A 14328-nucleotide genomic window follows, 5' to 3' on the forward strand; every position below is an offset into this window, starting at 1 on the left:
AGCTTGCTGCATAAACGGCTCCAGCCGATAGCTTCTGACGCGAAGGGCTGCAATTGGCCGAAAGCCGCCGTTAGTAACAGCTTTCGGAAAAAAGCACTTACCTGCGGCTAGCCCACGAAGGCCAGCCGCAGAACCCCACACCTATTTCGGCTCAACGTTATCCAACGCCTGATTCACCGCCACTTCCCCCAACATCACCAACTGCGCAATGCCGATAGCCGTCTTGCGATGCATCGGCTCCAACACCGCCGCAAAGTTATTGAGCATCGCGCTCGCCGAGCCGAGGGATTCGCTGGCGTTGGCCAGCAGGGATTCGGTGTCGTAGACCGGGTTGGCCAGGTACATGGGTTCGGGTTCCTGGCGGGTGCCCATGATGTTGGGTGGGGGATTGAGGTAGTGGTCGAGGGCGCGTTCGGCGGCTTCGTTGAGTTTTCGGGACTCGGGGGATTCGTATGGAGATGCCGGATCAGTGGCAGGGGGATTTGGTGTCGGTTTGAACATAAGTGGTACTCCAGCGCTTGTTGAATTGGAGCCGCTCACTCTCGCTACCAAACGAGGGGGTGGTGGCCATACACAGGTTGGTAGACCGGAGCACTGGAACCGGCGCTTCCGAAGAAGCCCTGAGCATGGCCACCATAAATCGAGTCGCCGGAAGGCAACTGAGAAGGTGACGCGATGCGTCAGTGCTGCGGGTCTACCAAACCCGATCACCGTTTTTCGATGACCCGGAAACAGTAAAACCCGCACCCTAGACGCACAAGCCGGCGGATTCTGGCGCAGGCGTAGGCAACGGCGCAAGGCGTTGTAGCCTTGGGGAAGTAACGGCGGGTGTCTTTAAACGCCATCCAAAGAGCTTAAACAACGCCCTGCTTTTGCCGTACGAGCACCTGGCGTTGAGCGGGCGTGACTACCTGGGCATTTGCCCGGTCATCAACCTGGAAGGAATGAGCAGCGTATTGGTGTAATACGCTTCGTACCCGTAGGCGGTGATGCGCACTTTGCAGGGGATTGCCGCTTGCGACGCCAGCAGGGGCCTGATGGCGTCGTAGTCATTCATGTTGCGTTGGGTTCCATTCGGCTGGGTGTAGTAGAAGACGAGCTCGGAAGAAAACGTGCGATGGGGTCGGGTCTCGCTGATCGCGATCACCCGTCCTTCGGCTCGGATGTCGATGGTGTGTTCCGAGGAAAAGTCCAGGTCCCGATTGAGGGAGCAAATCAGGGTAGGGGAGAGTTGGTTGGACTTTTCGTAGTCATTGAAAGCGTTCTGCAGATCCACCGTGGCGCTAAAGCGTGCCGTGAGCAGATGGCTGGGGCCACGTTCAAAAGACGTTAACGTGAGGTCGGCCGGTGGGATGTTCGCCGTTTTCGTGCATCCGGCGCAGAGAAGTATCGCGAAGCCAATAATGCTGCGGAGCTGACTCACTGAGTTTTACCGTCCTTGGAATTTCGCCGCGAAGGGTGCCGCAAGTCGCGGTCGCCTTCAACCGGTTCAGAATCGGTAGCGCTGGCATCAAACAGGGCCATTCTGTAGTCGGCAGTAGCGCGCCCATTGCGCTCATTCACCTTTGCGGTACAGGCTCACCTTGGAATCCCCAAACCCGCCCTCATAACATCGCCTACACCCACACCCCGAGAGGACAGACCATGACCCGTCAAACCGAAACCGCCATTCTCGCCGGCGGCTGCTTCTGGGGCATGCAGGATCTGCTGCGGCGCTATCCCGGCGTGCTGCACACCCGCGTCGGCTACACCGGCGGCGAGGTGCCGAACGCCACGTACCGCAATCACGGCAACCACGCCGAAGGCATCGAGATCGTCTTCGATCCTGCGGTGATCAGCTACCGCCAGATCCTCGAATTCTTCTTCCAGATCCACGACCCCACCACGCCCAACCGTCAGGGCAACGACCGGGGGCCGAGCTACCGTTCGGCGATCTATTACCTGAACGAACAGCAACGGGACATCGCCGAGGACACCGCCGCCGACGTCGATGCGTCGGGCCTGTGGCCGGGCCGGGTGGTCACCGAGATCGAACCGGCGGGGCCGTTCTGGGAGGCGGAGCCGGAGCATCAGGATTACCTGGAGCGCATTCCGAACGGTTACACCTGCCACTTCATCCGGCCGAACTGGAAGTTGCCGAAGCGGGGGTGAGAACGAAAATGGGGACAGTTCTGTCCCCATTTTTTTCAAGTGTGGCTCCTCAAACTACGTTGTTCACCCGCACTTCCAACGTTGTATCCGGGAGTGTGGCGCTGCCACCTCGAGAAAGGCATGCCGACTAAACAATCAGATTGAGTATTGCTGCTACCAAACCTTACGATTCGAGTGACAGGCCGTAGACACCCATTATTCGCTCGGCGAATTAGGCTCGTGATTATTAACGATTTCACAAGCCATCTCCATTGCGTGAACCTTATGGCGAAGCAAATCATCACCGTCAGAGGGTTTAAGTATGAAAGGTAAAGATTTCTTGGCCTCCGCCACACTCGCTGCTTCGCTTGTAACTTCCGCAGGCGCAATGGCAAGTGACGTCGTCTCCTTGAAGTTTAGCGATGGCCGCCCAGACGTCGTCGGCGTGGATCGGGTGAACGCAGTGCTGAAAGAAATCGGCGTGCACGTCGTTACTGTTGACGCACCTAAATCAGCTACTCCGATTCTGGCGGCTTCCTATGAGCGAGCGCTGACCGAAGAAGAAAAGCGAAGCCTGATTAAGGCGTTTGAACTCACGATTCCGCAACTGCTCGACTACGTAAAAATGGCTGGTCGGAAGCCAGCTGTAGCTGACGGTGGTGTGTACACCGAAGAAACAGGAACCGGCCCCTACCCGAAAGTGTACGACATGAAGGCCCTGGATACGCCGACTCATAAATATGTACTAGAGAAATACGCTCGCATGCACATCAACTCCGCCGACGACGGAACCGACGTCGATGAAGTGATGACCGCCGTTTCCGGTGGCCCTTTCCGCTGGGCATTCACAATGAAGGATGGTTCGACCGTTCGCTTCCAGATTGAACAGCTGAAGCTGGGCAACAAAGCGGTTCGCGTCAGCTACCACGGCTTGGGCATGCACGCGGGCATCATGGATCCTGAGCAAGGCTTGATCGTAGCCTACGGCCATGGCCCGAAGGAGTTCACCATGCGCTACAAGGGTGACGTACCTCACGCGAATCTGCTGGGTACGAATCCTTGGATGGACTTTAAAGGCGAGATGCCTAAAGCGTTGGACAAAGCTCAGTAACTCTCTCTGAGACACATCAACCATCGATCGGTAGGGGTCGCCTAGCCCTTATCTGATCGAGGAGACAATATGATTCCTTTCAAAGTGAAACATCTGGATCACGTCGTCTTGCGCGTTCGAGACATGGATCGCAGCCTGGCCTTTTACATCGAGATACTTGGTTGCGAAGTGAAAAAGCGCCGTGATGATTTGGGCATGGTCCACCTGCGTGCAGGAGCCTCGATGATCGACCTGGTGGACGTTACCGGCCCGCTAGGTCAACAAGCAGGAGGCCCTGCCGATCCACAACATCGAAATGTCGACCATTTCTGCCTGCGGATCACACCCTTCAATGAGACCGACATCCTTTCCCACCTACACAGCCAAGGTATACGGGCCGACAAAGCGGTGAAGCGATATGGCGCTGAGGGTGACGGCCCATCAATCTACTGCTTCGATCCAGATGGTAACCAAGTGGAGCTCAAGGGCCCCTCTGAGCCATGACGGGTTTAGTGGGACACGCCTGCCTCTCCATCAATCGCCTTGGGCTGATGGGCTTCGACAAAGCACTTTCGAAGCCAGCCTAAGGCAGGGTCACCATCTTTTCTCACATGCCAAGCTTGCTGATAAGCGATTTTCGGCAACGTTAAGGGCGGTTCAAAGCGTCGCAGATTGGGAAACCTCCCCATTGAGCCAAGCGCTTTTTCGGCAATCGTAAGTATGAGATCTGTTCCTTCGATCAATTCAACTGCCGCAGTCCAGTGAGGAAGGGCCAATACGATGTTTCTACGCAGCCCCATAGCGCTGAGTGTTCTTTCGATTTCATCGTTTGCGTCTGGCCGTAGTGCCAACATCACATGCGGCCGGTGCAACCACTCCTCAAGAGACATCATTCCATCTGCCGGCAGAGCAGATTCGTCAGCCACACATACGAACTGATCAGGGAATAGGTCTTCGACCATGATCTCTTCTGGTGTCTTCGGAAATATCCCCAGTGCGAGATCTAGTTCACCATCAATCAGTTGGGCGTGCATCGTCTCACGGCTTGCTTGGCTCACAGCCAATTCGATCCCTGGGGCCTCAGCCCTGACCCTCCGGACCACCGAGGGGAACACTGTTTTCGCGGCGTAATCCGAAAGTGACAACCGGAGCCTGGCACTTGCGATTGCAGGATCAAAGTCAGCCTCAGCGAGCAGGCTGTTGAGCCCCATCAGGGAAGCCTCCAATGGACGTATCAGGGCCTGTGCTTTAGCTGTAAGCGCCATGTAGCCATCCCGACGAATAAGTAGCTTATCGTTGAAATGAACACGCAGTTGGGCAAGCGAGTGACTGACGGCTGGCTGGCTTTTATGCAGCCGCACTGCCGCTCGGGTTACATGACGCTCCGTAAGCAATGCATGCAAGGTCAACAGCAGGTTCAGGTCAATTCGACGGAGATCGTCCATAGATATTTCCATTAACGCGTGGCGGTCAGCTCAGGGTTAGCCAATAGCTCCAGGTGAGCGCAGCCCCCGACAATGAGCTAGCACTATCGAAGGTGAGCTGTGGAGTGGGAGTAGGCCGCGCCTGCAGAGCAGTGGCCACACGATACTGAGAATAGCCGGGTAGGGCCATCGGGGCCGACGAGGATGGGCAGTCTCCAGAGTTTTCAATCCGGGGTGATGAAACGATGGCGCCATTTCCCTTGAGCGCCATCGTTGAGGGAGTGTCCTTGCTGAGGTCTCGCTCTGTTATGCGAGGAGCCTCTCCGTGCAGGAATGTGTTGCCTTAATCATCAGACACCAAGATCGTCGCCCCTCGGCGCGGGCTGGCCTCGGCCGCCGCAATCGCATCCACCACGCTGGCCAGCGGAAACTCGCTGTATCCACCGAACAGGTGTGAGGACTGTCTTGCGAGGTCGAACAGCGTGTTGAAGTCTGCTGCCCGTTGTTCTGCCGGCGTGCGTGTCGCCCAACCCATCGCCGAGCAGCCTCGGATCGTCAGCTCGAAGGAGGTCAGGAAACCAGAGGAGACCGGCGCCGGAGTCGGATCCAGTGCCCCGTAGGTGATCAGCGTTCCTCGTGGAGCCAGCAGCGCCAGCAACTTGGGCAGCATCTGGCCGCCGATCGGATCTATCGCGACCAACGGAGCCTGGCCAGCGGCTCGTCGCACGGCGTCTTGCCAGTCATCGCGATCCGTGCCGATGACCGTCAGATCACCGAAACGCTTTGAAACGGCCCCTCCATCGGCATCTCGCCGCACCAGGCCGATCACCTTCCCGCCAAGGGCGCGGGTCAGTGCGATGAGGCTTTGGGCCACCCCGGAACCTGCAGCAGTCACCAAGATGGTTGCCGGCGCTTCTTGGCTGCCGATGGCTTGCTCTGCGGCACGCAAGAGCATGAGCCCGGTGATGCCATTGGTTGCCAGCTGAGAGGCGACGGCATCGTCTATGTCATCGGGTATGGGCATCAGGGTCGCGGTCGGGACGCAGACACGCTCTGCCCATGTTCCCTTCGCGTGATAGACGATCACACGGGTGCCCACCTGGATGCCTGTTGCACAATCGTTGCCCGCACCAACGGACTCCACCACACCGACGCCGTCGATGCCTGGAACCCCCGCATTGGTGAAGACTTCCGCCGGGAGATAACCTCTGATGGTCTGGTAGTCGGCCGGATGAATGATCCGCTTGTGAATTCGCACAATGGCCTCGCCTGATTGAGGCGCTTTCGGGTCATTGACTTCATCTAACTTTAATACGGCGCGCGGCTCACCGCTCCCGTTCATCATGACGGCTTTCATTATCACGCTCTCACTGTGTTTGATTAATGGCTGGACTGACTTCAATCGTGCAATTGAAGGTCTTTAAAACAAGTGTGAAGTTGGAAGTTGCTGGCGTGCCAAGTTACGGCTTGCTGCTCATGGCGCGAAGTTTCGCGAGTGTGTTTCGCGAATCGTGTTGTTGGGGCTGCACTGCGAAAATCCTCGAAGAACCGTTTGTGTTGGCTGAGTCTACTCCTTACGATTGATACGTTTAGCCAGCCTAATTCGAACAGCCCGTACGGAAATCCGAACAATGCGACCAGACCTTCAAGACCTCACTACATTCGTCGCGGTCGTGCGTGCAGGAGGGTTTCGCGATGCCGCGAGGGCGACCGGGATCAGCGCTTCGACCTTGAGCGGCGCGGTGCAGCGGCTCGAAACCCGACTGGGCGTTCGCTTGCTGCACCGCACGACGCGAAGCGTTACGCCGACGGATGCGGGCAAACTGCTGATCACGCGCCTTGAACCTGCACTCGGAGAAATCGAGGCCGCGCTCGATGTGGTCGATGGGCTCCGTGACCGTCCTTCGGGAACTTTGCGACTGAATGTGCCGATCAGTGCAGCCCGCCTGACGCTTCCTAAAATCCTGCCTGGCTTCATGAATGCCTACCCGGACATCCGGGTGGAGGTGGATGCGGAGGATCATCTGGTGGACGTCCTGGCGCTGGGGAACGATGCAGGAATCCGCCATGACGAAAGGCTCGAACAGGACATGATCGCAATCCCCATCGGCCCGCGTACCCAGCGGTTTGCGACGGCCGCTGCACCGGGCTATCTGGATGCGCACGGACGGCCTGCCCACCCTCGGGAACTGCTCGGCCACGCCTGCATCGTGAACAGGTACGTCGGCGGAGCGCTGGCCAGCCCCTGGGAGTTTGAGCGGGAAGGGGAAATCGTGCGGGTGGAGCCTCAAAGTCGATTGGTGGTACGGGTGGGAGGTGCCACCGACCTTGCCGTGGAGGCAGCGCTTGCGGGTGTCGGGGTCATCCACCTTTTCGAAGACTGGCTTCAGCCGCATTTGGACAGCGGTCGCCTGGAGCCCTTGCTGGTGGATTGGTGGCAGCCGTTTTCGGGACCGTTCCTCTACTACTCCGGTCGACGCCTTGTCCCGCCACCGCTGCGCGCCTTCATCGACTATGTAAAGGCCTTGCCTACATGAAGGTCTGCCGATCCTTCATCAAGCGGTATCAAAGGCACGCGTGACTCTCAGGGTGTCGACACGGCTAAGACAGGCTCTTTATCACGCCATAGGTAATGCTTCGCCACTCGGTGGCCGTCACTTCCTTGAAGGGGGCATGTCCCACGGATGCGCTGGATATGACGACGTCAGGCGACAGCGTTTGCAGTCGCTTCAAGCTTTCAATGAGGTCCGCCTTCGAGCCACCGTCGCCACGGTTGATACGGGACTCCCAAGCGCCATTGCTCATGTAAAGCGTGTCACCGGTCAACAAGTAGTTTTTACCGTGAGGCGACCGGACAAAGAAGCAGACACTGCCGTTTGTGTGGCCTGGTGTCGGTATCACTTCAATGTTTCCGAGGCGCACTTCGGCCTGATCAAATACTTCATCGACGCTTGTGTATTTCCCTACCGAGGGTGCCTCAAGGCGATGGCACAGAGTGTGTGACCTGAAGTGTTTCTTTATCTTGTGGAGTTCCGGGCCGGCTTCGTCCCGATGGCTCAGAAACTGGAAGCGAACGCCGCCCAAAGCGTCGATCGCCCGGTATTCAAGCGTTCCGGAGCTATAGAACAAGATGTTTCCACTGTTGGTCGTCAGCAGGTAAGCGTGAGAGGTCACGCCGAGAAAAGGATGCTCAGGCGTTGTCTGCCATAGGTCGGGATATATTTGTTTCATTTGCACAACCTTGTAAGCGCGCTGTCACGCGTCGCCGCAGTGAAACAGCTGTATGGGTGGATCCACGTGAATCCGGACCGATTTTAGCTTTTAGGCATGGCTCACTGATTCCGACAATCTCGTACAGCCTGTACGGAAAACCGGACATCTGTCGAACACGCCGCTTACACCCGGCATTCCCGAGCGGAAGGGCAGGCAATGACTCGTCAAACCGAAGTCGTCATTTTCGCCGGTGACTGATCACGTGGCAGACTGGTTTTGTCCGGGAGCGGTTATTGGTGCGGATGATGGAGAATGAATGTTCCGACCTGATCGCGGATTCCCTTCCAAGCCGGGGTTAAGGGCTATATTGAACAATGAGGTGTTTTCGGAAGACTGGCGAGTCTCCAGCAGTCGACGAGGCAGACCATCAATCCGATATTGACCAATCGTGATCTCGCTCTGCTTATCAGGGACGAAAAATGGATACTTTTATCGGCGTGTGTGCGGGTGTCATTGGGATCATTCTCGGTGTGATCGGCGTTATCGCGTCGCTGCATCCACCCAAGGCAAACAGCACAAAAATGCTCGTGATCGGCCTGTTTGTGGTGCTTTCAGCGCTTGCTGTCACTACAACGATAATTGATCGCCAATGGGCGCAACGACAAAGCCTGGAGGTTGAGCATACGCTGAGTTCGTTGAAGGGCTCTTTGTCCAACCTCACCGAGCTGAATGCCCAGCTTTCTCGAGATAACGTGGATCTTAGGGAAAAGATAGATGAAGCGGCGAAAGCACCTCAACGTTTAGCCTTACAGCAAACTCTGAAACACGATATTGAACGGCACCTTGAACAGGTTTCGGAGTTCATAAGCACCAAAACTGAAGAATTCGAAAAAGGAAATTGGCAAGCATCAGGGGAGGAACGTGTCAGGCAAGTAGAGCGTTTTCGCAGTCAGTTGGCAGGGGAGTATGTGTCGAAGTTCTTTTTCAATACACGTGCATTGCTCTTGCGTGCGGTTGAATTGGAGTTAATTCCACCACGGGATTTTGCTATTGATGGAAGGTTCATTGAGGCAGGGCTCATTCCCTATCTGGATGACCTTAGGGCGCTTCATGAAAAGATGCCTGACTGATAACGGTTGCGGGCCGGTCGTAGTGTGGACGAGATCGCTTTCGGTAAAGTCGGCTGCTGATATTGCTGCCTTGGATTGAACGGTAGGTTGTTGGAAATGGTATATGCCAGCGCCCGGCGCTGATGAGGCAAAGCCATGCCGCGTGTTGGGCGGAGCATGGCTTTAGTGCGCTTCAGGGGTGAACTGTATGGACTTCGGATGTCACCCTAATGAAAAAACTCAAATTTTGGATCGGCCGAATTTAAGTCAATCGTTACCGGCTTCTGACTTTTAATGGCTCCTGGGACTGGAGGGCCTTCGGTAATGCTTCGATTGATTATTTCGCCCGTTCGAACATCGAAGACTTGACGTTCCTTTATGCCGTTAAAATAGTTTCGCTCTCGGATTGCATTGTTCCCGTCAAAGCTGTCCATCTGCTTGTAGCCGCCATCGAGGGCTTGAAAGCCCCGCCCCGAATCAGCATAGGCGCTCATGATGATCGAATTGCCGGATGCCAATGTAGATGGCTGGCTAGGAAAGGCAAACCACTGGCTCATATTTCCGTATTGGATGAAAACATCACCTTCATCCCAGACGGAAAAATTCACCTGATAGTCTGCGCCGCCTCTTTTTATTGATACGGGAAGTTCGTTTACTGGTTTCTTTCCCCAATATTTTTTGAAAAATTCTACATTGATTCTTTCTGAGTCGGTTCTAGGAAGTTTGTTGATGCTTGCGTAGATGGCGTATGCGGAATTGATCAGTGAAGGAATGACTACCAAAACGCCTGCCAGTCCTACAATTGTCTTTTTCAGCTTGCTCCATCCGTCGTTCGGTTCTTTGTCCGCCATTTTAACAGTCCTCCATGCCATCGCTTCACTATGGGGTGGGCTCCATGGGGCTGAGCATCACAGATTGTAATTTAGCCCGCATCGGCGGTTTCGCCAGTTTAAGAATGCGCTGCATCAATGGCTATGGAGTCAGTAGCATCGAGTTCTAATAGAACATTAGCTACTCGCAATGTTTGCACTAGAAAAACAACGATCAGCTGTTGGTATTAAGTAGCTGACTATTTATAAGCCCGCTGCTTAAACACTTGGCATCGTTGTTCGGCGAACGACAGCGCAGCGCCGAAATGCAGGCGCGGCTGTTCGATCCGTGGCTGTTGCGGATGAGGCGTTACGCAAGGAGCGTGTCGGTGTGGTTGAGAGGGGCACTGGCGTGAAGGCGAACGGACAGCCTAAGGCGCCGGCAACTCGACCCGCGCCACCAACCCCGTCCCCGGCCGGTTGTGCAGCGTCAGTTCCCCACCTTGCTCGCGCACAATCGCCCGCGCCGACGAGAGCCCCAGGCCGACGCCGCCGGTGTCGCGGTTGCGCGAGGTCTCCAGGCGCACGAACGGGTCGAACACCCGTTCCAGCGCGTCTTCGGGGATGCCCGGGCCTTCGTCGCTGACCTCGATGCAGATCGCGTGCGGGCCGACGCTCAGGGCGATGCGCGGGCGGCGGGCGTACTTTTCTGCGTTCTCCAGCAGGTTGACGATCACCCGTTTGATGCCCAGCGGGCGGCCGTCGTACACCAGGCGGGCGGGGCCGCTGAAGTCGACGTCGATGCCCTGGTCGCGGTAGTCGTCGACGATGGTTTGCAGCAGCTCCGACAGGTCGAACGCGGTCGGCGCTTCCGGGCGGGTGTCTTCGCGGAAGAACGTGAGCGCGGCGTTGATCATCGACTGCATTTCTTCGATGTCGCGCACCAGTTTGTCCTGTTGGCTGAGGTCGTCCATGAATTCGCTGCGCAGGCGCATGCGGGTGAGCGGGGCGCGCAGGTCGTGGGAGATCGCCGCGAGCATGTGGGTGCGCTCGCCGATGAAGTGCTGGATCTGCGCCTGCATGGTGTTGAAGGCGATGATCGCCTGGCGGATCTCTTCCGGGCCTTCGGCCTTGATCGGCGGTGCGTGCAGGTTGCGGCCGAAGTGCCGGGCGGCGCTGGCGAAGCGTTGCAGCGGCCGCGCCAGTTGGCGGGTGGCGACCCAGGCGACCAGCACGGTGGCGATCAGGCCGAGCAGGATGACGATGGCGATGCGGGTGTGGATCTCCAGGCCCCAGCTGCGCGCCGGCGGCGTGAACGACAGCCAGCTGCCGTCGGCCAGCCGCAGGAGGGCGACGTAGCGGCCCTCGGTGCTGCCCGCCGGCCAGTCACTGGGGTTGTAGACCTCGATCGTGCGTCCGGTGCCCAGCAGGGTCTGCAGCACGGCCTCGCGGCCTGCCGAGGCGTCGTCGTCCACCTTGATTTGGCTGCCGTCCCCCGGCAAGCCGAAGTCGGCGCGTTGGGGCTTCCAGACCACATGGAGCATCGGGCTGCTGGCGGCGTTGGCCAGTTGCGGCCGCAGCGGGGCGGGCGCGGCGTCGATCACGCGCACGGTCATGGCGATCTGCTCCAGCAGGCCGGTGCGTTCGATGGGCGGACGCGCCCAGATGCCGGCCACCTGGACGAACAGGGCGTTGAGGGCCAGCGAGGCGACCATGGCCGCGACGATGGTCAGCGCGATGCGCCGACTGAGGGTGTCGCGCTGCAGCAGTCGGCGGATCATGGGCGGGTGACCTTGGCGGAGAACATGTAGCCGCCGTTGCGCACGGTGCGGATCAGGTCCGGGCGTTTGCTGTCGGGCTCGATCTTGCGCCGCAGCCGGCTGACCTGCACGTCGATGCTGCGGTCGTAGACGTCGTGGCCCTGGCCGTGGGTCATGTCGATCAGTTGCTCGCGGGTGAGGATGCGTTGCGGGTGTTCGAGGAACAGCACCAGCAGGTCGAACTCGCCGCCGGACAGCGGAATCATCACGTTGTCGGGGGAGCGCAGTTCGCGGCAGGTGATGTCCAGCCGCCAACCGGCGAAGCCGATCACCGGCCGCGTGGGCTCGCTGGCCTGGGCGGGCCGTTCGCCGGTGCGCCGCTGCACCGACCGCAGCCGGGCGAGCAGTTCCCGCGGGGCGAAGGGTTTGGTCACGTAGTCGTCGGCGCCCAGTTCCAGGCCGACGACCCGGTCGCTGAGCTCGCCCATGGCCGTGAGCATGATGATCGGGATGCCCAGCTGCGTGTGCACCTTCTGGCACAGGCTCAGGCCGCCTTCGCCGGGCAGCATCAGGTCGAGGATGATCGTGTCCGGCCGTTGCCGGGCAATCGCCGCCCACATGGCCTGGCCGTCGGCGGCCACGTCCACCTCGTAGCCGTGCTGGACGAAGAACTTCTTCAGCAAGGACAGGATTTCCACATCGTCGTCGACGATCAGCAGTCTGCTCACGTTCACCGGGTTCCTTGGTGGCCCAAAAAGAGGTGCGACTCTAAAACCATTCTGGTGTGCGGGTCATATATTTCAATCGAGCAACATTTCTGCGGCCCGGACATCAAGCGGACATCCTGCCGCAAAACCCCTCGTGCACTCTGCTCGCCATTCCAAACGAGGGGGCTTTATGACGATTCCCAAGAGCACATGCATTGCCGTCCGGCACGCCGCGCAGCGCCCGCTGGTGCTGCGCCAGCGCACCACGGTGCCCAAGCACGACAAGCCGATCCTGTTCCAGGAGTCCTGCCTGGCCTTGACCGACGATCAGAGCCAAATCGTGCTGCGCCGCTATTTCGAGCGCTACAGCCCGTCCGGCACCGAGTGGGTGGAGTACGCGCACACCATTCCGACGGCCGACCTCATCCACTGGATCATGACCCACGGCCAACTGCGCGTCGAAGGCTCGGAAACCATCCCGCCTGCCCAAGCCTCTGCCTGACGTACACCAAGGAATTGCACGGATGAAAAACAGATATTCGGTTTCGCTGCTGTTTGTCGCCACCCTGAGCCTGTCTGCGTGCAGCAGCAAGAAGGTCGAGCCGGCCACGAACGCGGGCTTTCTGCGCGACTACAGCGTTCTGAAGGAACACCGCACGCCTTCCGGCCAGACCGCCCTGAGCTGGGTCAGCCCGGCACTGAAGCGGGGCCGGTACAAGCAGGTCTACATCGCGCCGAGCCGGTTCTACCCCGACGTCGCGCCGACCGAACGCATCCCCCAAAGCACGCTGTACACCGTGACCGCCTACTACGACGCGGCGCTGCGGTACGAACTGGGCAAAGTCGTGCAACTGTCGTCGAAGCCCGGCCCGGACACTTTGACGGTTCGGCCCGCCATCACCCGCGTCGCCGCCAGCACCCAGAGCCTGCGCTTTTACGAATGGCTGCCGGTGACGCTGGTGGCCGCCGGCGTCAGCACCGCCACCGGCATCCGAGACCAGGACAGCGAAATCACCACGGAAGTGTCCTTCGAGGACGGCGCGACCGGCGAGGTCGTCGCCCAAGTGATGCGCAAGGGCACCGGCATACCGCTGGACGACGACAAGCAAGTGATGACCGCGGCCAACGTCAAGTCGGTGCTGGACGGGTGGGCCAGTGATCTGCGGGAGTCTTATGTGAGGGGGTATCGGTGAGGGGCGTAGGCGCCGAAGGGTAGGGGCTGAGGTTCGGCCTGTTCTGGCGCTGTTTTGTCCGGGGTTCGGCGTGAGTCGGGTCCGGTCTTTCGGGTGCGACGGTATGGAATAGGGGCGTTTGTTTCGGCTTGGGTTATCCTGCGCTCTCCAAGGAACCCTCTCACAAGGAAGACACCGTGAAAGCATTCGTAGCCGTGGCCCTGTTGGCCGTCCTCGCCGGTTGTGCGTCGAAGGGGAAAAGCGACGCAGAGATCTACTCCGAGGCCGCCAAGGCCCATGTCGCGACGCTGCCTGCGGGGCAGGGCAAGTTCAGTTTCCCCAGCACCAAGATCCTCAGCCACGGGCTGATCAGCGACAACCTGGCGATTGCCGCAGGCGGCGGCGCCAACGCGGCGCAGCTCAAGCAGGCGTTGTTGATGGCCAAGGCCGGCGGCGACAGTGGCTTTCTGATCATCGGGGCGGCGACTTCGCTGGACGTGGCCGTGATCAAGAACGCGGTCGATGAACTCGACCTGAAGGGCCTGCGCATCTACTACGCGGGCGGCGAGTCCCAGAAGGATGACGTGCGCAGCGCCGTTGAAAAGGCCCAGGCGCAGTTTCAGTACATCAGTGTGCAGTGACAGGCACACAGACAACAAAAAGCCCGGCTGTTGAAGCCGGGCTTTTTATTGCGCGCGTTGATCAAACCCATGGATTCAGACTGCCCGACGTTCGGCCAGACGATCTGCGCCCCCTTCGGCGATGGCGTCGCTGAACAGCGGATCGGTCTCGGTGGCGGCAACCGCGTCGCTGAACAGCGGGTCGGTCTCGGTGGCGGCAACGGCATCGCTGAACAGTGGATCGGTCTCGGTGGCGGCAACCGCGTCGCTGAACAGCGGGTCGGTCTCGGTGGC

At 58.9% G+C, this 14328-nt stretch carries 17 protein-coding genes; 8 read left to right on the forward strand and 9 right to left on the reverse strand.

Annotated features, from left to right (window positions below; all coding sequences use genetic code 11):
• Positions 1-141: 141 nt before the first annotated feature.
• Together ACIP0B_RS08655 and ACIP0B_RS08660 are read right to left on the reverse strand one after the other, a co-directional pair.
• On the reverse strand, positions 142-501 hold the full coding sequence (locus ACIP0B_RS08655) for a DUF6124 family protein (protein ID WP_400831213.1): 360 nt from the start codon (positions 499-501) through the stop codon (positions 142-144).
• Between the two features lie 406 nt (positions 502-907).
• On the reverse strand, positions 908-1423 hold the full coding sequence (locus tag ACIP0B_RS08660) for a hypothetical protein (RefSeq protein ID WP_400831215.1): 516 nt from the start codon (positions 1421-1423) through the stop codon (positions 908-910).
• A 221-nt stretch (positions 1424-1644) separates the two neighbouring features.
• Between ACIP0B_RS08660 and msrA the strand changes: the two genes are divergently transcribed.
• From msrA to ACIP0B_RS08675, 3 genes are all read left to right on the forward strand, one after another.
• Positions 1645-2151: a peptide-methionine (S)-S-oxide reductase MsrA gene (msrA, locus tag ACIP0B_RS08665; RefSeq protein WP_085585650.1), complete on the forward strand. Its 507-nt coding sequence runs from the start codon at positions 1645-1647 to the stop codon at positions 2149-2151.
• A gap of 301 nt (positions 2152-2452) precedes the next feature.
• Positions 2453-3241: a hypothetical protein gene (locus ACIP0B_RS08670; protein WP_400831217.1), complete on the forward strand. Its 789-nt coding sequence runs from the start codon at positions 2453-2455 to the stop codon at positions 3239-3241.
• Between the two features lie 69 nt (positions 3242-3310).
• Positions 3311-3724, forward strand: a complete 414-nt coding sequence (locus ACIP0B_RS08675; RefSeq protein WP_400831219.1) for a VOC family protein — start codon at positions 3311-3313, stop codon at positions 3722-3724.
• Between the two features lie 5 nt (positions 3725-3729).
• On the opposite strand, the gene ACIP0B_RS08680 is transcribed toward ACIP0B_RS08675, so the two are convergent.
• Both ACIP0B_RS08680 and ACIP0B_RS08685 read right to left on the reverse strand, forming a co-directional pair.
• A complete protein-coding gene (locus tag ACIP0B_RS08680; protein ID WP_400831221.1) occupies positions 3730-4665 on the reverse strand; it encodes a LysR family transcriptional regulator in 936 nt (311 codons plus the stop codon).
• 322 nt (positions 4666-4987) lie between these two features.
• Positions 4988-6001 carry a zinc-binding dehydrogenase gene (locus tag ACIP0B_RS08685; protein WP_400831222.1) on the reverse strand — a complete coding sequence of 338 codons (1014 nt, stop codon included), beginning with the start codon at positions 5999-6001 and terminating at the stop codon, positions 4988-4990.
• Positions 6002-6275: 274 nt separating this feature from the next.
• Here ACIP0B_RS08685 and ACIP0B_RS08690 point away from each other — a divergent pair, with 274 nt between their 5' ends.
• On the forward strand, positions 6276-7181 hold the full coding sequence (locus ACIP0B_RS08690) for a LysR family transcriptional regulator (RefSeq protein WP_400831223.1): 906 nt from the start codon (positions 6276-6278) through the stop codon (positions 7179-7181).
• 64 nt (positions 7182-7245) lie between these two features.
• Here the strand turns inward: ACIP0B_RS08690 and ACIP0B_RS08695 are convergent, their stop codons facing one another.
• Positions 7246-7875, reverse strand: coding sequence for an MBL fold metallo-hydrolase (locus ACIP0B_RS08695; protein WP_400831224.1), 630 nt, complete (start codon positions 7873-7875; stop codon positions 7246-7248).
• Between the two features lie 461 nt (positions 7876-8336).
• Between ACIP0B_RS08695 and ACIP0B_RS08700 the strand changes: the two genes are divergently transcribed.
• Positions 8337-8987, forward strand: a complete 651-nt coding sequence (locus ACIP0B_RS08700) for a hypothetical protein (RefSeq protein ID WP_400831226.1) — start codon at positions 8337-8339, stop codon at positions 8985-8987.
• A gap of 206 nt (positions 8988-9193) precedes the next feature.
• On the opposite strand, the gene ACIP0B_RS08705 is transcribed toward ACIP0B_RS08700, so the two are convergent.
• The 3 genes from ACIP0B_RS08705 to ACIP0B_RS08715 all read right to left on the reverse strand — a co-directional run bounded on the left by ACIP0B_RS08705 (position 9194) and on the right by ACIP0B_RS08715 (position 12263).
• Positions 9194-9817, reverse strand: a complete 624-nt coding sequence (locus ACIP0B_RS08705; RefSeq protein WP_400831227.1) for a hypothetical protein — start codon at positions 9815-9817, stop codon at positions 9194-9196.
• Between the two features lie 389 nt (positions 9818-10206).
• On the reverse strand, positions 10207-11556 hold the full coding sequence (locus ACIP0B_RS08710; protein ID WP_400831229.1) for an ATP-binding protein: 1350 nt from the start codon (positions 11554-11556) through the stop codon (positions 10207-10209).
• The gene (locus ACIP0B_RS08715) at positions 11553-12263 is read right to left on the reverse strand and encodes a response regulator (RefSeq protein WP_085633011.1); all 711 of its coding nucleotides are present in this window, start codon (positions 12261-12263) and stop codon (positions 11553-11555) included. The genes ACIP0B_RS08710 and ACIP0B_RS08715 overlap by 4 nt, the downstream gene beginning before the upstream one ends.
• Positions 12264-12432: 169 nt before the next feature.
• Here ACIP0B_RS08715 and ACIP0B_RS08720 point away from each other — a divergent pair, with 169 nt between their 5' ends.
• The 3 genes from ACIP0B_RS08720 (at position 12433) to ACIP0B_RS08730 (ending at position 14055) form a co-directional block, all read left to right on the forward strand.
• Positions 12433-12744 (forward strand): hypothetical protein, encoded by a 312-nt coding sequence (locus tag ACIP0B_RS08720; protein ID WP_400831230.1) that lies wholly within the window; start codon positions 12433-12435, stop codon positions 12742-12744.
• 22 nt (positions 12745-12766) lie between these two features.
• Positions 12767-13435, forward strand: coding sequence for a DUF3313 domain-containing protein (locus ACIP0B_RS08725; RefSeq protein WP_400831231.1), 669 nt, complete (start codon positions 12767-12769; stop codon positions 13433-13435).
• A gap of 176 nt (positions 13436-13611) precedes the next feature.
• Complete coding sequence (locus ACIP0B_RS08730) at positions 13612-14055, forward strand: hypothetical protein (protein ID WP_400831233.1); 444 nt, start codon at positions 13612-13614, stop codon at positions 14053-14055.
• Positions 14056-14130: 75 nt separating this feature from the next.
• Here the strand turns inward: ACIP0B_RS08730 and ACIP0B_RS08735 are convergent.
• A partial coding sequence (locus ACIP0B_RS08735) for a hypothetical protein (protein WP_400831234.1) occupies positions 14131-14328 on the reverse strand: 198 nt, incomplete at its 5' end.

It is taken from the genome of Pseudomonas sp. NPDC089534, assembly GCF_044749305.1.
Classification (GTDB): domain Bacteria; phylum Pseudomonadota; class Gammaproteobacteria; order Pseudomonadales; family Pseudomonadaceae; genus Aquipseudomonas; species Aquipseudomonas ekonensis.

Excerpts from the sequence above, each read along its gene's own strand:
- ACIP0B_RS08655 (WP_400831213.1), bottom strand. The coding sequence starts at position 501 with ATGTTCAAACCGACACCAAATCCCCCTGCCACTGATCCGGCATCTCCA.
- msrA (WP_085585650.1), top strand. The coding sequence starts at position 1,645 with ATGACCCGTCAAACCGAAACCGCCATTCTCGCCGGCGGCTGCTTCTGG.
- ACIP0B_RS08670 (WP_400831217.1), top strand. The coding sequence starts at position 2,453 with ATGAAAGGTAAAGATTTCTTGGCCTCCGCCACACTCGCTGCTTCGCTT.
- ACIP0B_RS08675 (WP_400831219.1), top strand. The coding sequence starts at position 3,311 with ATGATTCCTTTCAAAGTGAAACATCTGGATCACGTCGTCTTGCGCGTT.
- ACIP0B_RS08680 (WP_400831221.1), bottom strand. The coding sequence starts at position 4,665 with ATGGACGATCTCCGTCGAATTGACCTGAACCTGCTGTTGACCTTGCAT.
- ACIP0B_RS08685 (WP_400831222.1), bottom strand. The coding sequence starts at position 6,001 with ATGAAAGCCGTCATGATGAACGGGAGCGGTGAGCCGCGCGCCGTATTA.
- ACIP0B_RS08690 (WP_400831223.1), top strand. The coding sequence starts at position 6,276 with ATGCGACCAGACCTTCAAGACCTCACTACATTCGTCGCGGTCGTGCGT.
- ACIP0B_RS08695 (WP_400831224.1), bottom strand. The coding sequence starts at position 7,875 with ATGAAACAAATATATCCCGACCTATGGCAGACAACGCCTGAGCATCCT.
- ACIP0B_RS08700 (WP_400831226.1), top strand. The coding sequence starts at position 8,337 with ATGGATACTTTTATCGGCGTGTGTGCGGGTGTCATTGGGATCATTCTC.
- ACIP0B_RS08705 (WP_400831227.1), bottom strand. The coding sequence starts at position 9,817 with ATGGCGGACAAAGAACCGAACGACGGATGGAGCAAGCTGAAAAAGACA.
- ACIP0B_RS08710 (WP_400831229.1), bottom strand. The coding sequence starts at position 11,556 with ATGATCCGCCGACTGCTGCAGCGCGACACCCTCAGTCGGCGCATCGCG.
- ACIP0B_RS08720 (WP_400831230.1), top strand. The coding sequence starts at position 12,433 with ATGACGATTCCCAAGAGCACATGCATTGCCGTCCGGCACGCCGCGCAG.
- ACIP0B_RS08725 (WP_400831231.1), top strand. The coding sequence starts at position 12,767 with ATGAAAAACAGATATTCGGTTTCGCTGCTGTTTGTCGCCACCCTGAGC.